Here is a 19435-nt window from a genome sequence, read left to right on the forward strand (position 1 = left end):
TTCTAAACGTGCGACAAAAGGCAGCCCCGACGTCCACTTCACGAATAATGCTCAGATGGCCTGCGACCATCTTGCGCTTATTCGCTCCAGTGGTTCGGGGCTAACCGCCTTTTGTCCCACTCCCCCCTACTTTCGCATTGCATCCTTGACACGGTCACAAGCAACTCCACCGTCCTTCGGGATTTCCGAGAAGAATACCTACCAACACCATTTATTATAGAGCCCTTTTTTGTCTTCTGTGTAGGGTGGGGAAGATATATCTCAGGGGACAGTATAATAATTTGATTAGCTTGGGATTTTCTTGCTAGAAGAACGCTTGTCAGTAGTTCACATTTTTCTCTTAAACTGATAAGATTAATAAGTTAAAAGAAATATGAAAGGAGGAGCAGAAATGAATGAAAATCAATTGTCAAAACGATTGGAAACTGCTGCATCTTATATCCAAAAAGGAGCGCGATTAGCTGATATCGGATCGGATCACGCTTATTTACCATGCAATATGGCGCAACAAGGTATTATAGAGTTTGGGATTGCCGGAGAAGTAGTCATCGGCCCATTCACATCAGCCAAAAAACAAATTACAGCTTCTCGTTTAGAAGGTATCGTGGAGGCACGCTTAGGCAACGGCCTGGAAGTTATTCAATCAAATGATTTAATCGATACGATTACTATATGCGGAATGGGTGGCGATCTCATCGCTCGTATTCTGGATGCTGGTTATGAGGACCAAAAATTGGATACTGTTAAACGTTTGATTCTTCAGCCGAACAATGCAGAGATGAAGTTAAGACGCTGGTTAATAGAAAATGGTTTTGAAATTATCGAAGAGACCATCATTGAAGAAAATGAGAAAATATATGAAATAATTATTGCAGAGCCAGCGAAACAAGTTTCGGATTATACTTTCGAAGATTATCTTTTTGGTAAATTCCTGCGGTCAAATAAAAATGAGGCGTTCATCAAGAAATGGCAGTCTGAAATACATAAGTATGAATATATTCTTGATAGTCTCGAGCAATCACAGCGCGACATAACAGAAAAAAAAGCAGAAGTTTTACGGATGATGCAAATCATAAAGGAGGAAATACAATGAAAAAAATTTCTGGTTATGACTTTGTAGAGTATTTCGAAAAGAAAATACCCCTTTGGTTAGCCGAAAAAGGTGATCCGGTGGGCTTGCATGTCGGTGATTTGAGTCTGCCCGTTACTAAAGTGATGGTGACTTTAGATGTGAGGCCAGAAGTAGTCCAAGAAGCGATTGAAAATAACGTTGATTTTATCTTAGCCCATCATCCACCTATCTATAAACCTTTAGCACGTATTGATTTAACGGATCCACAAACGCGTATGTATGCGGACTTGATTAAACATGACATTACAGTGTATGCTGCCCATACTAATCTTGATAATGCCAATGGTGGCATGAACGATTGGCTGGCAGCTGCCCTGGATTTAAGTGATGTAGAAATTATGGCACCCTCACACACCAAGCAGCTTAAAAGATTAAACGTCTATGTGCCGGAAGAACAAGCTGATGCCGTCCGTAAGGCCATCACAGCTGCAGGAGCGGGTCGAATTACAAGTGATTATAAAGACTGTTCCTATTCCGTAAAAGGAGTAGGCCGTTTCACGCCGGTAGGCCAAGCGAATCCTACAATAGGGGAGATAGGCAAATCAGAGCTGGTTAATGAAGAACGTATCGAAGTTATACTGGAAGAAGATGATGTGAGTACCGTTATGGAAGCTTTGCTTGAGTCACATCCTTATGAAGAACCGGTTTATGAAATGTACTCAATCGATCAATTGCAAAGCGAAAAATATGGTTTGGGTCGTGTAGGTAATCTGTCACAAGAAATGACTTTGGAAGAATTTATTCCTTATGTTAAGGAGTCATTTAAAGTGAAGGGACTCCGTGTTGTTGTACCGCCATCCAGAAAAATTACCTCTATTAAGCGTGTAGCGCTTTGTGGTGGGGATGCCGGAAAATATTATCACCATGCCCTTAATAAAAAGGCGGATGTCTATATAACTGGAGATGTTTATTACCACACTGCACATGATATGCAGGCTGATGGCATGATGGTTGTTGATCCCGGCCATATTATTGAAAAAATCTGTATACCTAAATTAGCAGATATGCTGACTGATTGGAAACAAACAGAGCAATGGAATTTGGAAATTATCCAGTCCGGGATTGATACAAATCCATTTATTTTCGATCATGAATTTTAATTTTGAAAGGAAGTCCTACCAATGAATGAAAAATTATTATCCCGTTTTTTAACCTACGTAAAATATGATACGCGTTCTGATGAGAACAGCGAAACAGTACCTTCAACATCCTCTCAAGTGAATTTTGCCAAAGAGATTATTATGCCTCATTTAGAAGAAATCGGACTTTCTGAAATTAAATTCAACCCTGCTAATGGTTTTGTGACCGCAACCTTACCTGCGAATACGGAAGGTTTGCCGACCATTGGTTTTATTGCCCATATGGATACAGCAGACTTTGAATCAAGGAACGTTAACCCACAAATTCATGAAAATTATGATGGTCAGGCAATTGTTTTGGATGAAGCGAAAAACATCGTTCTTTCACCGGAAGATTTTCCTAACCTAAAAAATTATGTTGGCCAAACTTTAATAACTACAGATGGTCATACATTACTGGGAGCAGACGATAAATCTGGTATTGCCGAAATTATGTCAGCGATGGAAACAATCAAACAAGATAATGCCATTCGCCATGGTGATATCAAAGTTGCTTTTGGTCCGGATGAAGAAATTGGAAAAGGTGCTGATTTGTTCGATGTGGAGGACTTTGCGGCAGATTTCGCCTATACGATGGATGGTGGTCCAGTCGGTGAATTACAGTTTGAAAGCTTTAATGCCGCTCAAGCAGTCATTACAATCCAAGGTAAAAATGTTCACCCCGGAACAGCGAAAGATACCATGGTTAATGCAATCAAATTAGCCCTTGAATATGATAGTTATTTACCAGCTGATGAAGTTCCGGAAAGAACCGAACATAGAGAAGGATTCTACCACTTGTTGGGTATTGAAGGAACAGTGGAAGATAGCAAGATGGTTTATATAATCCGTGATCATGATCGTGAATTGTTCGAAGCCAAAAAAGAAAATATGTTGGCAATCGCAGATAAGATGAATGCAAAATTCACAGAACCACGTATTAAAGTTGGGATGAACGATCAATATTATAATATGGGCGAAATCTTGAAAGATGATATGCGTTCGGTTGAATTAGCTGAAAAAGCAATGCGTGAATTGGGAATTGAACCTACTATTGAACCGATTCGTGGTGGAACAGACGGTTCCAAGCTTACTTACATGGGCTTGCCGACACCAAATATCTTTGCCGGCGGAGAAAATTTCCATGGTCGCTATGAATATGTTTCAATTGAAGCAATGGAAAAAGCAACAGCCGTAATCATTGAAATTGTTCGTCAAAGCGGATTAACTAACGCATAGCATGATGAATAGCGAATTGTTACTAAAAATGCTTTTTGTTTGGCTTTTTGTGATTAATATTTTATTGTTTGCCTTAATGCGTTTTGATAAACAGCAATCACGTAAAAGAAAACAACGTATACCTGAGAAGCTACTTCTATCTTTGGGATTTTTTGGCGGACCGGTTGGTGGACTGTTAGGGATGAATCTGTTCCGGCATAAAACGAAACATCGCTATTTTTATCTTGTATATGCTGCAAGTTTAGGGATGTGGGCTTGGATAACGTATCGGTTAATTTAATAGGAGTAAGGCTGCTTTTCAAATCAGAAGCAGCCTTATTTACGCCTTCTATGATATAATAAGCAAGTTGAAAAAGGGGGAAGAAGCGATGAATGGTATCTTGCCATTGTGGAAAGAGCGCGGCATGACTAGTCATGATTGCATCTTTCACTTAAGAAAAATATTAAAAACTAGAAAAATAGGCCACACTGGAACATTGGATCCTGAGGTAGACGGTGTCTTGCCCATTTGTGTTGGCTCAGCAACCAAAGCTGCCGAGTTTATGACAGATATGGGTAAGGCATATGAAGGAGAAATAACCATTGGCTATTCCACAGAAACGGAAGATGCCCATGGGCCCGTTGTGGAACGGGTTGCCATCATAGAAATGCCTGATTTAGAAACCGTTGATGACCTTATGACAAAATTTGTGGGAACGATTACCCAGATTCCACCCATGTATTCTGCGGTAAAGGTTAATGGTAGAAGGCTCTACGAGTATGCAAGAAAAGGAGAATCTGTAGAACGTCCCGAACGGAAAGCAGAAATTTACTCTTTTATTCGTACAAGTGAGCTTCGTTATAATGAAACTGAAAAAACAGTTTCTTGGGATTTTTCAGTAAGCTGTGGGAAAGGAACATATATCCGGACGTTAGCAGTCGATTTGGGGGAAGCTCTGGGTTATCCAGCACACATGTCACGTCTAACACGAACCGCAAGCGGCCCATTTGAGAAAGCTGACTGTGTAACCTTGGATGAAGTAAGGGCCTTAATGGAAGCAGGGGCCATCGCTTCAATTTTCCTCCCCATTGAATCAGTATTTGCTGATTTTCCTAGATTTGATGCAGAAACAGAAACCTGGGATAAAATAAAAAATGGGGCAGTTTTGCCATCTCAGACTTTTGGCGGACTGGAAGATGAGCCTTTAATTGCTGTCTATTTTGAAGGTAATCTGGTAGCCTTATATGAGAATCATCCCAACAAACCAACTATGAAAAAGCCAAGAAAGATGTTTCTTTCGTCTAATGGTCAATGAAAGAGTGTTGAAGGATAAATGGAGATTATAAATATACACCATCCATATCAAAAAGAAATAATTCCAAATGAACCGGTTGTATTAGCGCTCGGTTTTTTTGATGGTGTCCATAAAGGCCATCAAAGGGTAATTTTGGAAGCAAAAAAAGAAGCAGAAAAACGCAATGCTAAATTAGCTGTTATGTCTTTTAATCATCATCCAAGTATTGTTTTTAAGAAATTGAATGTTGAAACAATGCGTTACTTATCTGTAATGAATCGGAAAATTGAATTAATGGAACAACTGGGTGTCGATTACTTCTATGTAATCGAATTTACTTATGATTTTGGAACATTGAAGCCACAGGAATTCGTTGACCAATATATTGCAGGATTAAACGCTTGTGCTGTTGTGGCAGGCTTTGATTATACCTATGGACCAAAGACTATTGCGGATATGGCGCATTTGCCAATATATGCGAAAAAGCGATTTGATATTTTGGAAATTCCAGCTCAAGTGGCAGAAGATAAGGAAAAAATAAGTTCGACGCGTATTCGGGAGGCACTGGACACAGGGGATTTACAAAAAGCGAACAGCATGTTGGGGTATACCTATCAGTTCAGTGGCCATGTGATGCATGGGGATGCCAGGGGACGCGAAATGGGCTTTCCAACTGCCAACATTAAAGTAGCTAAAAATGTAAGGTTACCGAAAGTTGGTGTTTATGTTGTCAGTATCCAAGTCCAAGGTAAATGGTACAAAGGGATGGCTTCAATCGGTTATAACATCACGTTTGAAGAGAATAGAGAAAAAACCATTGAAGTAAATATTTTAGATTTCAATAAAATGATTTATGGTGAAGAAGTCATCGTTCGATGGCATCATTTTCTGCGGGATGAAGTAAAATACTCTGGAATGGAAGCTTTAATCGAGCAATTAAAACAAGACCAAGTTGATACAGAAAACTATTTTAAGAAAAACCCTGAAGCCCTGGAACCAAAGGACATGGGGAGAGAGTTATGACAGCAGCTTATTTACATATTCCTTTTTGTGATCATATTTGTTTTTATTGCGATTTCAACAAAGTTTTTTTGGAAGGGCAGCCGGTTGACGAGTATGTTGATTTGGTCGTGAGAGAAATGGCCATCATGAAGGAACGGCATCCTGATGAAAAAGTAGAAACATTTTATATCGGTGGAGGGACACCAACGACGTTAACAGCTCCACAAATGGAAAAATTACTGGTTGGTGTTCAAACGTATTTTCCAATGTCTAAAGAAGCAGAATTTACAGTTGAAGCAAATCCCGAAAGCATTACTATGGATAAATTTAAAGTTATGAAAGAGTACGGGGTTAATCGGATAAGCATGGGTGTCCAATCCTTTAATGATGCGATCTTAAAGAAGATTGGGCGGATACATACTTCAGATCAGGTATATGAATGTGTAAAACTAGCGCAAAAAGCCGGTTTTGACAACATGAGTATTGATTTAATCTTTCGCTTGCCTACCCAGACCCTTTCTGATTTTGCTAATACTTTGGAAAAAGCTATGGAGCTGGATTTACCGCATTACTCGATTTATTCACTTATTCTGGAGAATAAAACGATTTTCTTTAATTTGATGAGACAAGGAAAGCTTCCTTTGCCTTCAGAAGATGAAGAAGCGGATATGTATGCATTAGCCATGGACACGATGGCCAAGTTCTGTAGAGAGCATTATGAAATTTCCAATTATGCCAAACCGGGTTTCCAATCGCAACATAATCTTGCTTACTGGCGGAACGAAAACTATTTTGGGTTCGGGGCGGGGGCCCATGGTTACATTGATGGCATACGTTACAATAATAATGGTCCGATCCAACATTATTTGGAGCCGTTACGCGCTGGCGAATCGCCAATTCTCTACCAAAAAGAATTGACGAGAGCCAATGTAATAGAAGAAGAATTGATGCTGGGATTGCGTACTATGAATGGGGTCAGTCGTTCTGGATTCCAGCAAAAATTTGGTGAACCAATCGAAAACTTTTATGCAAATGAAATTAATGGTTTAATGACCAAAGAACTCTTGAAAATTGAAGATGACCATTTGAGATTAACCAGAAAAGGCAAGTTTCTAGGCAACGAAGTGTTCCAGGAATTTCTTTTTAATTAAAAAATCAAGGTAATCCTGTTGACAAAAATATACCATCGTGATAAGTTATTTCATGGGTTAGCACTCATGAATGCCAAGTGCTAAAGCGAGGTGAAAAGATGTTAACAGAAAGACAACTCTTGATCTTGAATTCAATCATCAAGCACTATATTCAGCATGGTGAGCCAATGGGGTCAAAGACCTTACTGAAAGAAACTAATTTATCCGTTTCTCCAGCAACGATTCGTAACGAAATGATGCATATTGAGGAATTAGGTTTTTTAGAAAAAATGCATTCGTCTTCAGGAAGAATTCCTTCAAATCTCGGTTATCGACATTATGTTGACCTTCTTTTGAAGAGTAACCAGAAACAAAAACAAGATGGCTTGCGTAGAAAAGTTCAAGAATCTATCCGGGCTCCTTATAAAGAGGCAGAAGAAATTCTGGAAACGTCAGCTGAAATGTTATCATTTATGACTAACTATACAGCTTTGAGTATCGGACCTGAAAAAATGGATAGTCGCTTATCGAATTTCCAACTCGTCCCTATTACCAGTGGGCATTATATGGCAATATTGGTGACTGATAAGGGATACGTCGAGAACAAAATCTTTACTGTATCAAAGGATGTCGATGCAGCCAAAATTCAAACGATGGTTAATATTTTCAATGAAGAACTCGTGGGTTTGAGATTAATTGATGTCCATCGAAAATTACAGATGGAAATACCCGACATGATCAGAAAATATATCGGGAAAGAAATTAATTTACAGGCTATCTTTCACGAGGTTATTTCAAAAATGAGTAGTGACCGTATTTATGTAGGCGGGGAAATGAATTTGCTGAATCATTTTAATCTTGAACGTATTCATGAAAGAGAACAAATGAAGGCTATTATCAGCTTAATCCATGAATCTAAGGACCTTTTAGGTTTGCTTACAAAAGGACAGGAAGATCTCAATATTCAAATTGGACCAGAAATGAAAAATGACTTGTTATCCAATTTTAGTCTCATTACCGCAACATATGATGTCGGGCAAAATTCGAAGGGTCTCATTGCTTTGTTGGGTCCAACCAATATGCCATACGATCAAATCATTAATATTATGCGTATCACGAGAGACGAATTATCCGATAGCATGCATGATTTTTATCAAGATGAGTAAAGGGGAATTGACGTGACAGAAGAAAACAATGTGCAAAATGAAAACACAGAAATGGTTGAAGCGACAGAAGTTGAACAGTTGCAACAACAAGTAGAGGAGTTACAAGATCGCTATTTACGCGTTCAAGCAGAGTTGGCTAATATCCAAAAACGTAACGCCAAAGAAAGACAAGACGCTGCTAAATACCGTTCACAAAACCTGGCTACTGAATTACTGCCCGTTATTGATAACATCGAACGCGCTTTGGAAATTGAAGTGGAAGATGAAAAAGCAGTTAACTTTAAAAAAGGTGTAGAGATGGTTTATAATCTTATGTTAGAAGCTTTGAAAAATGAAAAAATCGAAGCGATCAACCCAATTAACGAACCATTCGATCCGAATTATCATATGTCCATCCAAGTTCAAGAAGCAGAAGAAGGGCAAGAAGCTGATACAGTCATCAATGTTGTTCAAAAAGGTTACAAGTTAGATGAACGTGTATTAAGACCGGCCATGGTTATCGTGGCACAATAAATTTAGTTAATCGATTTATTCTAAAAATGACACACAGAGGGGAAATTTGATTATGAGTAAAATTATTGGTATCGACTTAGGAACTACAAACTCAGCAGTTGCTGTTTTAGAGGGTGGAGAAGCAAAAATTATTCCTAACCCAGAAGGAAACCGTACAACACCTTCAGTTGTTTCTTTCAAAAATGGTGAAATTCAAGTAGGGGAAGTTGCTAAGCGTCAAGCGATTACAAACCCACACACAATTGCATCTATTAAACGTCACATGGGTCAACCAGGCTTCAAAGTTGAAGCAGAAGGAAAATCCTATACACCACAAGAAATTTCTGCAATGATCCTACAATATTTGAAAAGCTATGCAGAAGCTTATCTAGGAGACACAGTAGATAAAGCAGTTATTACTGTACCAGCGTACTTCAACGATGCACAGCGTCAAGCAACTAAAGATGCTGGTAAAATTGCTGGTTTGGAAGTGGAACGTATCGTTAACGAGCCGACTGCTGCAGCTTTGGCATACGGATTGGATAAAACTGATACAGACGAAAAAATCTTGGTATTTGACCTTGGTGGTGGTACATTCGACGTTTCTGTTCTAGAATTAGGAGACGGCGTATTTGATGTACTAAGTACTGCTGGTGATAACGAACTTGGTGGGGATGATTTCGATAACAAAATCATCGACTACATGGTAGCAGAGTTCAAAAAGGAAAATGGCATTGACCTTTCCAACGACAAAATGGCTAAACAACGTTTGAAAGATGCAGCTGAAAAAGCTAAGAAAGACTTGTCAGGTGTAACTTCAACACAAATCAGCTTGCCATTTATTACTGCTGGAGCAGCTGGTCCATTGCATTTGGAAATGACATTAACGCGTGCAAAATTTGATGAACTAACACTTGATCTTGTAGAACGGACTAAAATTCCTGTACGTCGTGCAATCGAAGATGCTGGCATCAAACAATCTGAAATTGACCAAGTTATCTTGGTTGGTGGTTCCACACGTATTCCAGCGGTTATCGAAGCAGTTCGTCGTGAATCAGGTAAAGAACCTAACAAATCAGTAAACCCAGATGAAGTAGTAGCAATGGGTGCTGCTATCCAAGGTGGCGTTATCTCTGGAGATGTTAAAGATATTGTCCTTCTTGACGTTACACCACTTTCTCTTGGTATCGAAACAATGGGTGGCGTATTTACTAAATTAATCGACCGTAATACAACAATTCCTACAAGTAAATCACAAGTATTCTCTACAGCAGCTGATAACCAACCAGCCGTAGATGTACATGTATTACAAGGTGAGCGTCCAATGGCTGCCGACAATAAAACATTGGGTCGTTTCCAATTGACAGATATCCCTGCAGCACCACGGGGCGTTCCTCAAATCGAAGTAACATTTGATATTGATAAGAACGGTATTGTAAACGTAAGTGCTAAAGATTTGGGAACTCAAAAAGAACAACAAATCACTATTAAATCATCTTCCGGTTTAACAGATGAAGAAATTGAAAAAATGGTTAAAGATGCGGAAGCAAATGCTGAAGCGGATAAAGCACGTAAAGAAGAAGTTGAACTTCGCAATGAAGTTGACCAACTAATTTTCCAAACTGACAAAACATTGAAAGACTTGGAAGGAAAAGTTGACGCTGAAGAAGTGAAAAAAGCTGAAGAAGCACGCGATGAATTGAAGGCTGCTGTTGAAGCTAACGATTTAGAAGCAATGAAGACAAAACGTGATGCTTTGAATGAACTTGTTCAAAACTTGACTGTAAAACTTTATGAACAAGCAGCTGCACAACAACAAGCTCAAGACGGTCAATCATCTGACGGTGGTTCTGATGACGGTGTCGTTGACGCTGACTTCGAAGAAGTAGACTAATCAACTAATAAGGATTAAACACGTACAGGGCTCTGTTAACAGACTGTACGTGTTTTCCTGAACGGTTGCCGAAACTCTAGAGCAACTATCGCATGCGGATGGATAAATAATATCCCTTTCGACATCATGAGCGGAAAACATCCGTGTCATAGTGATCAAATGGAGGAAATTAAATGGCGAAAAGAGACTATTATGAAGTATTGGGTGTTTCCAAAGACGCTTCAGATGATGAAATAAAAAAAGCTTACCGAAAACTTTCAAAAACATACCATCCCGATATTAATAAAGCGGATGATGCCGATGTAAAATTCAAAGAAGTTGCGGAAGCTTATGAAGTATTGAGTGACTCCCAAAAACGTGCAGCTTATGACCAATATGGTCATGCAAGTACTGATCCAAACTTCGGAGCAGGCGGCGGCTTTGGTGGCGGTGGCTTCGGTGGATTTACGGGTGGATTTGATGATATTTTTGATACCTTCTTTGGGGGCGGTGGCAGATCGCGTAATGCGAATGCTCCACGTCAAGGTGCGGATTTACAATACCGTGTCCATTTGAAGTTTGAAGAAGCTATTTTCGGTAAAAAGGAAACGATTCGTTACTCACGTGAGGAAGAATGTGAAACGTGTCATGGTTCTGGGGCGAAACCTGGTACTGAACCAAGAACATGTTCAAAATGTCATGGTGCTGGTGCCGTCCAAGTTGAACGTAATACGCCTTTCGGTCGCGTTATGACCCAAGCAACCTGTGATGTCTGTAACGGCACGGGTAAAGAAATCATTAACAAGTGTGGCGATTGTCACGGTTCTGGTCATGTAGAAAACACACACTCTGTTAATGTAACAATTCCAGCTGGTGTAGAGGATGGTCAGCAATTGCGTTTAGCCGGACAAGGTGAAGTAGGTAAGAATGGTGGACCTTATGGCGATTTGTATGTTGTCTTTTCTGTTGAAGAAAGTGACATATTTGATCGTGATGGGGCAGAAATTTTCTACGTATTACCGATTTCGTTTGTCCAAGCTGCATTAGGCACAGAGGTCGAAGTACCTACTGTTCACGGTAACGTAAAACTGAAAATTCCAGCGGGTACCCAAACCGGAACAACATTCCGTCTAAAAGGTAAAGGTGCCCCTCGCTTGAGAGGTACAACCAATGGTGATCAGCACGTTAAAGTAACGTTAGTAACACCAAAAAGTTTGAACGACGAACAGAAAGATGCATTACGTGCATTCGCTGAAGCATCAGGAGATTCAGTTTCTGATGAAACAGGCGGTTTCTTCGATAAAATGCGAGATGCATTCAAAAAATAATATAAAAAGGAATCAACATGACTAATTGTTGATTCCTTTTTTATGCCAAAAAATGAAAAGGGTTACATTTTGTGAAAAGAAGTTTATAATAGAGTTATCAATATTAAAGGAGTGGTAGTACATGGCAACTGTAGGCAGATACGAAAAATCAGATTTAAAGAAGCACAATCCGCTATTATCCCGTTTTCGTACGACTGTGGAAACAGCGTTTTACGGTAATAATATGGTTGAAGTCACTGACATCGCAGAAGCATATCAACTTGCAAAAGAATCCGGCAGCACAATCGTAACCGATCTTCCGGTTAAGCACACCTCTGAATTAGGTTTACCAGATGATGCAAAGATTCTGGTAGAAAATGGTGGCAAAATAGTTGGCCGTACTGCCCGGGCAAAAGTGATACGCGGTGATAACAAAGAAGTTGACGAAAAAATAGAGGGTATTGTTCGCGATGTAATCTATGCAAATCGAGACAGCCTTTATTATAAAACAACTGGATACGTGGGGTTGGATAAGGACTTTATGATTAAAGCCCATATTGCCTTTCCAGAGGGACAAGAAAACAACCTTTATTCATGGTTGTTGAATTTCCAGCCCGCGAATGATGAATACGATGAAGTGTATAAAGATTCAAAAAAATATGAAGAAGGCGATATTTTTATTTACACTGATCCGGATTGGAGTCATCCAGATTATCCTGTTGGATTGGCATATTTTGAACCGGATAAAAATGTGGCATGTATTTTAGGAATGCAATATTTCGGGGAATTTAAAAAAGGGACATTGACATTGGCCTGGGGTACTGCGCACCGCAATGAATATGTCGCTTGTCATGGAGGTCAAAAAGCATTTTATCTGGATGATGGCAGTTCATACGTAGCGTCTTTCTTTGGTCTTTCAGGATCCGGGAAATCGACATTGACGCACGCAAAACATGAAAATAAATATGATGTCAAGGTTTTACATGATGATGCTTTTATTATTAATCTGCAAGATGGCTCTTCTATTGCATTAGAACCTGCCTACTTTGATAAGACACAGGATTATCCTGCTGACCATCCTGAGCAAGATTATTTTGTGACTGTACAGAATGTGGGCGTCTCTCTTGATACAGATGGAAAAAAAGTACTTGTCACTGAAGATATCCGTAATGGGAATGGACGGACAGTCAAGTCCCGTTATTCGACACCTAATCGCGTTGATAAATTCTCTGAGCCTATCAATGCTGTATACTGGATTATGAAAGACGATGCTTTACCGCCTTTAGTTAAAATTGCTGACCCAGTTTTGGGATCTGCGTTTGGAGCTACATTAGCAACGAAGCGGTCCACTGCTGAGAATATCAAAAAAGGTGAGTCCACTGACAAGCTTGTTATTGAGCCGTATGCCAATCCTTTCCGTGTTTACCCATTAAGCGAAGATTTCAATGACTTCAAAGAACTGCTTCAACGTGAAGATATGAGTTGTTATATTATCAATACCGGTTTCTTTATGGGTAAGAAAATACCAAAAGAAGTGACGATTGGTGTCATTGAGAGTGTAGTGGATAAAACAGGTGAATTTAAGCCATTTGGTTCCGTTTCTGGACTGAGTTACTTGGATGTTCCAGGTTTTAATCCCGAAGTTACGGATGAGTATCTAGCACTAGTAAAAGAAAGAATGCAAATGCGGGTTGATTTCCTGGAGAAATATAATCAGGATAATGTGAACGATCAACTACCAGCAGACGCATTAAAATCCCTTAAAGAAGTAATTGATTCTCTTTAAATCAATAAAAATAGAGGCAGACCAATCGGTCTGCCTCTATTTTTATTTAATGATCAACACTTGGCCGATGCTCAGCAAGTTTGCATTTGAAAGGTTGTTAGCAGTAACGAGACGTTGGACTGTTGTGTTGTAACGGATTGCGATGGCATATAAGGTATCCCCAGATTTGACCGTATAACGAACTGTTGTGGCGGGTGGAGGAGTGGTGCCAGGTATTTTCAGCACTTGTCCTACCCGAATCAGGTTCGTGTTTGTAATGTTATTGGCAGAAGCAATTTGCGCAACCGTCACTCCATAACGAACTGCAATTCCGGAAAGAGTATCTCCGGATTTAACCGTATAATTGGTCGTTCCAGTCGCAGGCGGTGGTGTGACTGGTCCACCTGTGGTTCCTGGAATACGCAGCACTTGTCCGACACGAATGAGGTTAACATTCGTTATATTGTTGGCGGAGGCCAGCTGTGCAACCGTTACGCCATAACGAGCTGCAATCCCAGAAAGTGTGTCACCCGCCTTGACTGTATAATTGGTCGTTCCAGTCGGTGGTGGGGTAGTCGTTCCCGTTCCAGGTATTCGCAATACTTGACCGACACTTATGAGATTTGCATTCGTAATATTATTAGCAGAAGTTAATTGGGCAACCGTCACGCCATAGCGAAGGGCAATCGCATAAAGGGTATCCCCAGCTTTTACGGTATAGGTTGTGCCGCCAGATGGTGGTACAGATTGAAGTCCGAGTAACTGAGAAATGGTCACAAAACGATAGCCTTGATTTTTAAGTTGAGGAATAATGGTTTCAAGAGCAGTAGATGTGCCTGATGCTCCATCTCCGGTATGCATCAACACGATGGTTCCGGGTTGAACCCTTGTCATAACCAGATTTATAATAGTCGCTGCACTATTACCTGTCCAATCCAAACTATCAATAGTCCAGTGGAGTGTATAGGTATAACCAGCATTTCCAACTGTATTCAAGACCGTCGCATTCGTAGCACCATAAGGAGCACGGAAGAATGGTTTTGTGCTTTTACCGGTGGTGTTTTTGATGATCGTTTCTGTTTGGGAAAGTTGACTTAGCATTTGGGTTGTCGAAAGAGTGGTGAAGTCGGGATGGTTGAAAGAATGGTTCCCAATATCATGGCCATTATTTACGGCAGTTTTTACAACAGAGGGATGGTTATTGGTTCCTGAACCAGTTAAGAAGAAGGTAGCTTTAACATTGTGTTTGGAAAGTACCGAGAGTATTTTGCTGAAGTTGGTTCCGTCCGAACCATCGTCAAATGTCAAGGCAATTACTTTTTCGGATGTATTGCCCTTTATGATGAATTGTGAGGTGGCTGCCTGAGCAGGGGGACCGAGTAAGAATAGGAATGTAAGCAATGAGAAGATAGTTGTCATTAGGCGCCGCATGGAAACATGCTTGAACCTTTTCATCTTAATCCCTCTTTCCTGTATGTACTCTTATAAAAGGGCGATTGCCAATGGGATATTTGTTCTTTTAACTAACCTAATTATACCACTTTACACGTATTTAATACACTCCTTAAACAAATGTACGCCAAAAAACATTGCTAAAAATTATAAAATAGATAAGAGTCTGGATTTGCAATTTGAAAACAGGCTACAGTTTGGTAAAATGATTAAAGTGTAAAAAAAGTAAAAAAATTGAGGGTTGAATAATGCCAAATTATAACAGTAGAAAAGAAAGAAAAAGAGTAGAGAAAGAAATACTCGACAAAATCCAGGATTTTGAAAAGGAAGAAGTAGCGCCTATGCCAGCAGAAGTTGCCCAACCGGTAGCAACGGGCGAAGATAAGATGGTCCAGGGAACTTTCTGGATGACGTTTGGTAGTATTTTTTCACGGTTGTTAGGCGCTTTGTATATTATTCCCTGGAATGCCATGATGGGAGCAAGTGCTGAAATGGGAAATGCTTTGTTTGCGGTCGGCTATACACCCTACCAGTTATTTCTTTCAATCGGGATTGCGGGTTTCCCCTCGGCGATGTCGAAACAAATCGCCCAGTATAATGCCAAAGGTCAATACAGTCAAGGACAGGAACTATTTAAAAAGAGTTCCTTGTTTATGATTGCAACCGGACTTGTTAGTGCTATTTTGATGTATGTCTTAGCACCGATGATTGGCGCAAATAGTCCTGGCGTATCGGTAGAAGCGAATACCTTAGTAATTCGATCTTTGGCACCCGCATTGCTGATTGTACCCATCATGAGTTTGATTCGAGGCTACTTCCAGGGCTATCAAAATATGGTTCCCTCCGCAATCACCCAGGTGATTGAACAAGTGATTCGGGTGATTTACATTCTTTTAGCGACTTTTATCGTTATGAATGTATTCAATGGCGATTTCTCAACAGCTGTAGCCCATTCTACCTTTGCGGCATTTGTTGGGGCGGTTGCTTCATTAGTGATGTTAATGTGGTATTACCAGAAACATATGCGCGTTTATGGGGAGGCGATTGAGGCCAGTAGTGAAAACGGATCACAGTTAAACGTCGCCAGTGCAATTAAAGAAATGGTGAAAGAATCCATTCCCTTTATCATTATTGGTTCAGGAATCACCTTTGCCAAGTTAGTCGATCAGTTTACGTTTAAACCTATTATGGAGATGACGACAGAATTTGATTCAGAAATGATCAGTACTCTTTATGGCTTGTTTAGTTTTAATGCGGATAAGTTGATTATGATTATCATTTCCTTAGCGGTGGGAATGGCTGCAACTTCAATCCCACTTTTGGTTGAAAATTACATCAAGGGAAATATTCAACAACTCGGGAATCAAATTAGACAGATTTTTGAATTGTTTGCTTTTGCCATGTTCCCCGCTGCCTTTGGAATGATGGTAGTGGCTGCACCAATATATAATTTATTTTATCCAATTACAGAATTGACACCAGTAGGGATTCGCTTGTTAGCTATTTCCTCTTTGATGAGTATTATTCTTGGTGCTTTTACGATTGTATCTTCGATACTGCAATCTTTCGGCAAGCACAAGGAAGCAATCATTTACTTGGTAATAGGGATGTTAATTAAATTACTGGTTCAATATCCATTTATAGCATTATTTGGAACAGCGGGAGCTTTGTATGCGACAGCGTTAGGATTTATTGTAACGTCCGCATTATCACTCGTGAAGATATACAAATTGGTGCCGTTTAATGTTAAAGGGACCGGTAAAATCATCGGTCTGATTAGTTTGTCTACCGGTTATATGTTCTTGATTGCTCACTTTGTAAGTCGTATTATGGGTTTGTTTATGGTCCCAGAACGCAAACTGATCGCATTGCTCATGGTATTGATCATTGCGGGTATCGGTGGTGCGATTTATGTGTACTTATTGCTAAAACTGCGAGTAGCCGACGCTGTTCTTGGCTCACGCGTTGGGTCTTTAAGAGAAAAATTGCGAATTAGTTAATGAGGTGAATATTTGATGCGGTTAGATAAATTTTTGTCTCATACAGGTTTTGGAAGTCGTAAAGATGTTAAACAATTACTGAAAAAGAAAGTTGTTCAGATTAATGGAACGGTTGCCACCAAAGGAGACTTTATCCTGGACGTGAAAAAAGATGTTGTATCAGTTGATGGGGAAACTGTACATTATCAAAAGTACATTTACTTAATGTTGCATAAACCAGCAGGTTACTTGAGTGCAACGGAAGACAATGTACAAAAAACGGTTATTGATTTATTAGATGATGAATCCCGACGATTTGAGCCTTTTCCGGTAGGAAGGCTGGATAAAGATACAGAAGGACTGTTATTAATTACCAATGATGGGGAATTAGCTCATTTTCTTTTATCACCTAAAAAACATGTGAAGAAAACGTATTACGCTGAGGTTAAAGGTGTCATGGATGAAAAGGATATTGCTGCTTTTGAAGCAGGGATTATTTTGGAGGACGGATATAAATGCCTACCAGCTTCTTTAGAAATTATCAGCAGTACAGATGAATCTTCCCAAGTGAAAATTACCATTGAAGAAGGTAAATTTCATCAGGTGAAGCGCATGGTTTTGGCATGTGGGAAAGAAGTGACTTACTTGAAGCGTTTGACTATGGGTAGCCTGAAACTGGATGACACATTGAAACAAGGAAAATTCCGTCCACTTACGGAACAAGAATTGAATGACTTGAAGGAATTTCTGCCCGAAAACCGCTAAAAGTGTTAAACTATATACATGATTTTAAAAAAGGATGTGTCTCTATGGAAATTAACTGGACAAAAGAAGTAGAAATGCGAAAAGAAGCACTTCTAGAAGATTTATTTACAATTTTACGAGTTGATAGTGTGCGAGATGATTCAAAGGCGACACCGGAAATGCCTGTTGGTCCTGGACCAAAAGAAGCATTAGAAGCTTTCCTTGAAATTGGTGAACGGGATGGATTTATTACAAAAAATGTTGATAATTTAGCAGGCCATATTGAGTATGGTGTTGGCGAAGAATTGATGGGCGTTTTTGGTCACGTTGATGTGGTTCCTACAGGAACGGGTTGGGAAACAAATCCCTTTGAACCTATTATCAAGAACGATCGTATTTATGCACGGGGATCAAGTGATGACAAGGGCCCATCGATGGCAGCTTACTATGCCATCAAAATTATTCGTGATTTAGGTTTACCAGTTTCTAAACGCGTCCGCATGATTATCGGCACAGATGAGGAAAGTGGCTGGCAATGTATGACACATTACCTTAAGCACGAAGAAACCCCAGCTTTTGGTTTCTCTCCAGACGCTGATTTCCCAATCATCAACGGTGAAAAAGGGAATCAATCTCTATACGTTCGCTTCCGAAATGAGGTAGCAGGCGGAAAGAATCAATTAACCAGCTTTGATGCTGGTTTAAGAGAAAACATGGTTCCGCAAGATGCGACTGTCGTATTTACAAGTTCTGAAACAGCAAACATTAAGACGGCTTGGGATAATTTCGTTGAAAACAACCCTGTTAAAGGGACCGTTACTGTTGAAGGCGATACTGTCACAATTGAAGTAGTTGGTAAATCTGCACACGGGATGAACCCAGCAGCTGGTATTAACGCCGGTACTTATTTGGCTGTTTTCTTGAATCAGTTCAACTTTGGCGGAGAAGCAGCAAAATTCTTTAGTCTAATTACTGATTATATCCATCTTGAATTCACGGCAGAAAAACTTGGTCTGGCTCATACCGATGAAATCATGGGCGAACTAACAATGAATGCGGGTATCTTCACTTTTACAGCTGAAGAGGGTGGCCAAATCGCCTTGAATTTCCGATATCCAACGGGTGTTTCAGCGGAAGGTCTGGAAATTAATCTTGAAGCAGCTTTAAGTCAATACGGCATTACAATTGCAAAAGGTGGATTAGGCAAAGAGCCGCATTATGTCCCGGCAGATGATCCGCTAGTTAAGACACTTCTGGCTGTTTATGAAAAACATACGGGGTTAAAAGGCAAAGAGCGTTCTATTGGAGGCGGCACATACGGTCGTCTATTGAAACGCGGTGTTGCTTATGGCGCTTTATTCCCGGATAGCATTGACACCATGCACCAAGCGAATGAATTCCTGGCTTTGGACGATTTGTTCCGCGCTACGGCCATTTATGCTGATGCTATCTATGAATTAATTAAATAATGTTGAAAGAGTCGCTAATTGCGGCTCTTTTTTTTGAGTTAGTGAATAAAAATGCGAAAATCATTACAGAAAGATTACAAATGTTACAATCGAAATATGAACAAACTTTGAAAACTATAAATATAATTTTGTGAAACAACAATTAATAGATAATATAGTGATTTATAATCAGCCATTGTGTTCATAAATGAACATTTCGATTTCGTTATATAGGTTTATTTTAAAAATATAAAACAAGCCTAGCTACCACCTTTTCAGGGTTGATGCAATCAAAATGTCATATTCCCTTTACA

The 19435-nt window shown here is 39.8% G+C and carries 16 protein-coding genes; 15 read left to right on the forward strand and 1 reads right to left on the reverse strand.

The window, feature by feature from the left end; genetic code table 11:
• The first annotated feature begins 391 nt into the window (after positions 1–391).
• The 12 genes from ACTVAI_RS05585 (at position 392) to ACTVAI_RS05640 (ending at position 13519) form a co-directional block, all read left to right on the forward strand.
• Positions 392–1093 carry a tRNA (adenine(22)-N(1))-methyltransferase gene (locus ACTVAI_RS05585; protein ID WP_443473023.1) on the forward strand — a complete coding sequence of 234 codons (702 nt, stop codon included), beginning with the start codon at positions 392–394 and terminating at the stop codon, positions 1091–1093.
• Entirely contained in the window at positions 1090–2232 is a 1143-nt protein-coding gene (locus tag ACTVAI_RS05590; RefSeq protein ID WP_443473024.1) for a Nif3-like dinuclear metal center hexameric protein, read from the forward strand. The genes ACTVAI_RS05585 and ACTVAI_RS05590 overlap by 4 nt, the downstream gene beginning before the upstream one ends.
• A 21-nt stretch (positions 2233–2253) precedes the next feature.
• Positions 2254–3489: a peptidase T gene (pepT, locus tag ACTVAI_RS05595; protein ID WP_443473025.1), complete on the forward strand. Its 1236-nt coding sequence runs from the start codon at positions 2254–2256 to the stop codon at positions 3487–3489.
• A gap of 28 nt (positions 3490–3517) precedes the next feature.
• Positions 3518–3769, forward strand: coding sequence for a DUF1294 domain-containing protein (locus ACTVAI_RS05600; RefSeq protein WP_443473136.1), 252 nt, complete (start codon positions 3518–3520; stop codon positions 3767–3769).
• A gap of 88 nt (positions 3770–3857) precedes the next feature.
• Positions 3858–4784, forward strand: a complete 927-nt coding sequence (gene truB / locus ACTVAI_RS05605) for a tRNA pseudouridine(55) synthase TruB (protein WP_443473026.1) — start codon at positions 3858–3860, stop codon at positions 4782–4784.
• Positions 4785–4802: 18 nt separating this feature from the next.
• Positions 4803–5786, forward strand: coding sequence for a riboflavin biosynthesis protein RibF (gene ribF / locus ACTVAI_RS05610; protein WP_443473027.1), 984 nt, complete (start codon positions 4803–4805; stop codon positions 5784–5786).
• Positions 5783–6916 (forward strand): radical SAM family heme chaperone HemW, encoded by a 1134-nt coding sequence (gene hemW, locus ACTVAI_RS05615; RefSeq protein WP_443486129.1) that lies wholly within the window; start codon positions 5783–5785, stop codon positions 6914–6916. The genes ribF and hemW overlap by 4 nt, the downstream gene beginning before the upstream one ends.
• Positions 6917–7014: 98 nt before the next feature.
• On the forward strand, positions 7015–8061 hold the full coding sequence (hrcA, locus tag ACTVAI_RS05620) for a heat-inducible transcriptional repressor HrcA (RefSeq protein ID WP_443473029.1): 1047 nt from the start codon (positions 7015–7017) through the stop codon (positions 8059–8061).
• 12 nt (positions 8062–8073) lie between these two features.
• Positions 8074–8574 carry a nucleotide exchange factor GrpE gene (gene grpE / locus ACTVAI_RS05625; RefSeq protein ID WP_443473030.1) on the forward strand — a complete coding sequence of 167 codons (501 nt, stop codon included), beginning with the start codon at positions 8074–8076 and terminating at the stop codon, positions 8572–8574.
• Between the two features lie 52 nt (positions 8575–8626).
• The gene (gene dnaK, locus ACTVAI_RS05630; RefSeq protein WP_443473031.1) at positions 8627–10447 is read left to right on the forward strand and encodes a molecular chaperone DnaK; all 1821 of its coding nucleotides are present in this window, start codon (positions 8627–8629) and stop codon (positions 10445–10447) included.
• 173 nt (positions 10448–10620) lie between these two features.
• Positions 10621–11754 (forward strand): molecular chaperone DnaJ, encoded by a 1134-nt coding sequence (gene dnaJ, locus ACTVAI_RS05635; protein ID WP_443473032.1) that lies wholly within the window; start codon positions 10621–10623, stop codon positions 11752–11754.
• Positions 11755–11875: 121 nt separating this feature from the next.
• Positions 11876–13519, forward strand: coding sequence for a phosphoenolpyruvate carboxykinase (ATP) (locus tag ACTVAI_RS05640; RefSeq protein WP_443473033.1), 1644 nt, complete (start codon positions 11876–11878; stop codon positions 13517–13519).
• Positions 13520–13561: 42 nt separating this feature from the next.
• On the opposite strand, the gene ACTVAI_RS05645 is transcribed toward ACTVAI_RS05640, so the two are convergent.
• Entirely contained in the window at positions 13562–14953 is a 1392-nt protein-coding gene (locus tag ACTVAI_RS05645) for a LysM peptidoglycan-binding domain-containing protein (RefSeq protein WP_443473034.1), read from the reverse strand.
• 245 nt (positions 14954–15198) lie between these two features.
• Here ACTVAI_RS05645 and ACTVAI_RS05650 point away from each other — a divergent pair, with 245 nt between their 5' ends.
• Genes ACTVAI_RS05650 through pepV form a run of 3 tightly spaced genes read left to right on the forward strand, consistent with a single transcriptional unit; the run spans position 15199 to position 19142 of the window.
• Positions 15199–16950: a putative polysaccharide biosynthesis protein gene (locus tag ACTVAI_RS05650; protein ID WP_443486130.1), complete on the forward strand. Its 1752-nt coding sequence runs from the start codon at positions 15199–15201 to the stop codon at positions 16948–16950.
• A 15-nt stretch (positions 16951–16965) separates the two neighbouring features.
• Complete coding sequence (locus ACTVAI_RS05655; RefSeq protein ID WP_443473036.1) at positions 16966–17694, forward strand: pseudouridine synthase; 729 nt, start codon at positions 16966–16968, stop codon at positions 17692–17694.
• 44 nt (positions 17695–17738) lie between these two features.
• Positions 17739–19142 carry a dipeptidase PepV gene (gene pepV, locus ACTVAI_RS05660; protein ID WP_443486131.1) on the forward strand — a complete coding sequence of 468 codons (1404 nt, stop codon included), beginning with the start codon at positions 17739–17741 and terminating at the stop codon, positions 19140–19142.
• The last annotated feature ends 293 nt before the right edge of the window (positions 19143–19435 follow it).

It is taken from the genome of Jeotgalibaca sp. A127 (assembly GCF_052266745.1).
Lineage (GTDB): Bacteria > Bacillota > Bacilli > Lactobacillales > Aerococcaceae > Jeotgalibaca.

What these genes read in the sequence shown, in the direction of transcription:
- ACTVAI_RS05585 (WP_443473023.1), top strand. Translation starts at nt 392, where the DNA reads ATGAATGAAAATCAATTGTCAAAACGATTGGAAACTGCTGCATCTTAT.
- ACTVAI_RS05590 (WP_443473024.1), top strand. Translation starts at nt 1,090, where the DNA reads ATGAAAAAAATTTCTGGTTATGACTTTGTAGAGTATTTCGAAAAGAAA.
- pepT (WP_443473025.1), top strand. Translation starts at nt 2,254, where the DNA reads ATGAATGAAAAATTATTATCCCGTTTTTTAACCTACGTAAAATATGAT.
- ACTVAI_RS05600 (WP_443473136.1), top strand. Translation starts at nt 3,518, where the DNA reads ATGCTTTTTGTTTGGCTTTTTGTGATTAATATTTTATTGTTTGCCTTA.
- truB (WP_443473026.1), top strand. Translation starts at nt 3,858, where the DNA reads ATGAATGGTATCTTGCCATTGTGGAAAGAGCGCGGCATGACTAGTCAT.
- ribF (WP_443473027.1), top strand. Translation starts at nt 4,803, where the DNA reads ATGGAGATTATAAATATACACCATCCATATCAAAAAGAAATAATTCCA.
- hemW (WP_443486129.1), top strand. Translation starts at nt 5,783, where the DNA reads ATGACAGCAGCTTATTTACATATTCCTTTTTGTGATCATATTTGTTTT.
- hrcA (WP_443473029.1), top strand. Translation starts at nt 7,015, where the DNA reads ATGTTAACAGAAAGACAACTCTTGATCTTGAATTCAATCATCAAGCAC.
- dnaK (WP_443473031.1), top strand. Translation starts at nt 8,627, where the DNA reads ATGAGTAAAATTATTGGTATCGACTTAGGAACTACAAACTCAGCAGTT.
- dnaJ (WP_443473032.1), top strand. Translation starts at nt 10,621, where the DNA reads ATGGCGAAAAGAGACTATTATGAAGTATTGGGTGTTTCCAAAGACGCT.
- ACTVAI_RS05640 (WP_443473033.1), top strand. Translation starts at nt 11,876, where the DNA reads ATGGCAACTGTAGGCAGATACGAAAAATCAGATTTAAAGAAGCACAAT.
- ACTVAI_RS05645 (WP_443473034.1), bottom strand. Translation starts at nt 14,953, where the DNA reads ATGAAAAGGTTCAAGCATGTTTCCATGCGGCGCCTAATGACAACTATC.
- ACTVAI_RS05650 (WP_443486130.1), top strand. Translation starts at nt 15,199, where the DNA reads ATGCCAAATTATAACAGTAGAAAAGAAAGAAAAAGAGTAGAGAAAGAA.
- ACTVAI_RS05655 (WP_443473036.1), top strand. Translation starts at nt 16,966, where the DNA reads ATGCGGTTAGATAAATTTTTGTCTCATACAGGTTTTGGAAGTCGTAAA.
- pepV (WP_443486131.1), top strand. Translation starts at nt 17,739, where the DNA reads ATGGAAATTAACTGGACAAAAGAAGTAGAAATGCGAAAAGAAGCACTT.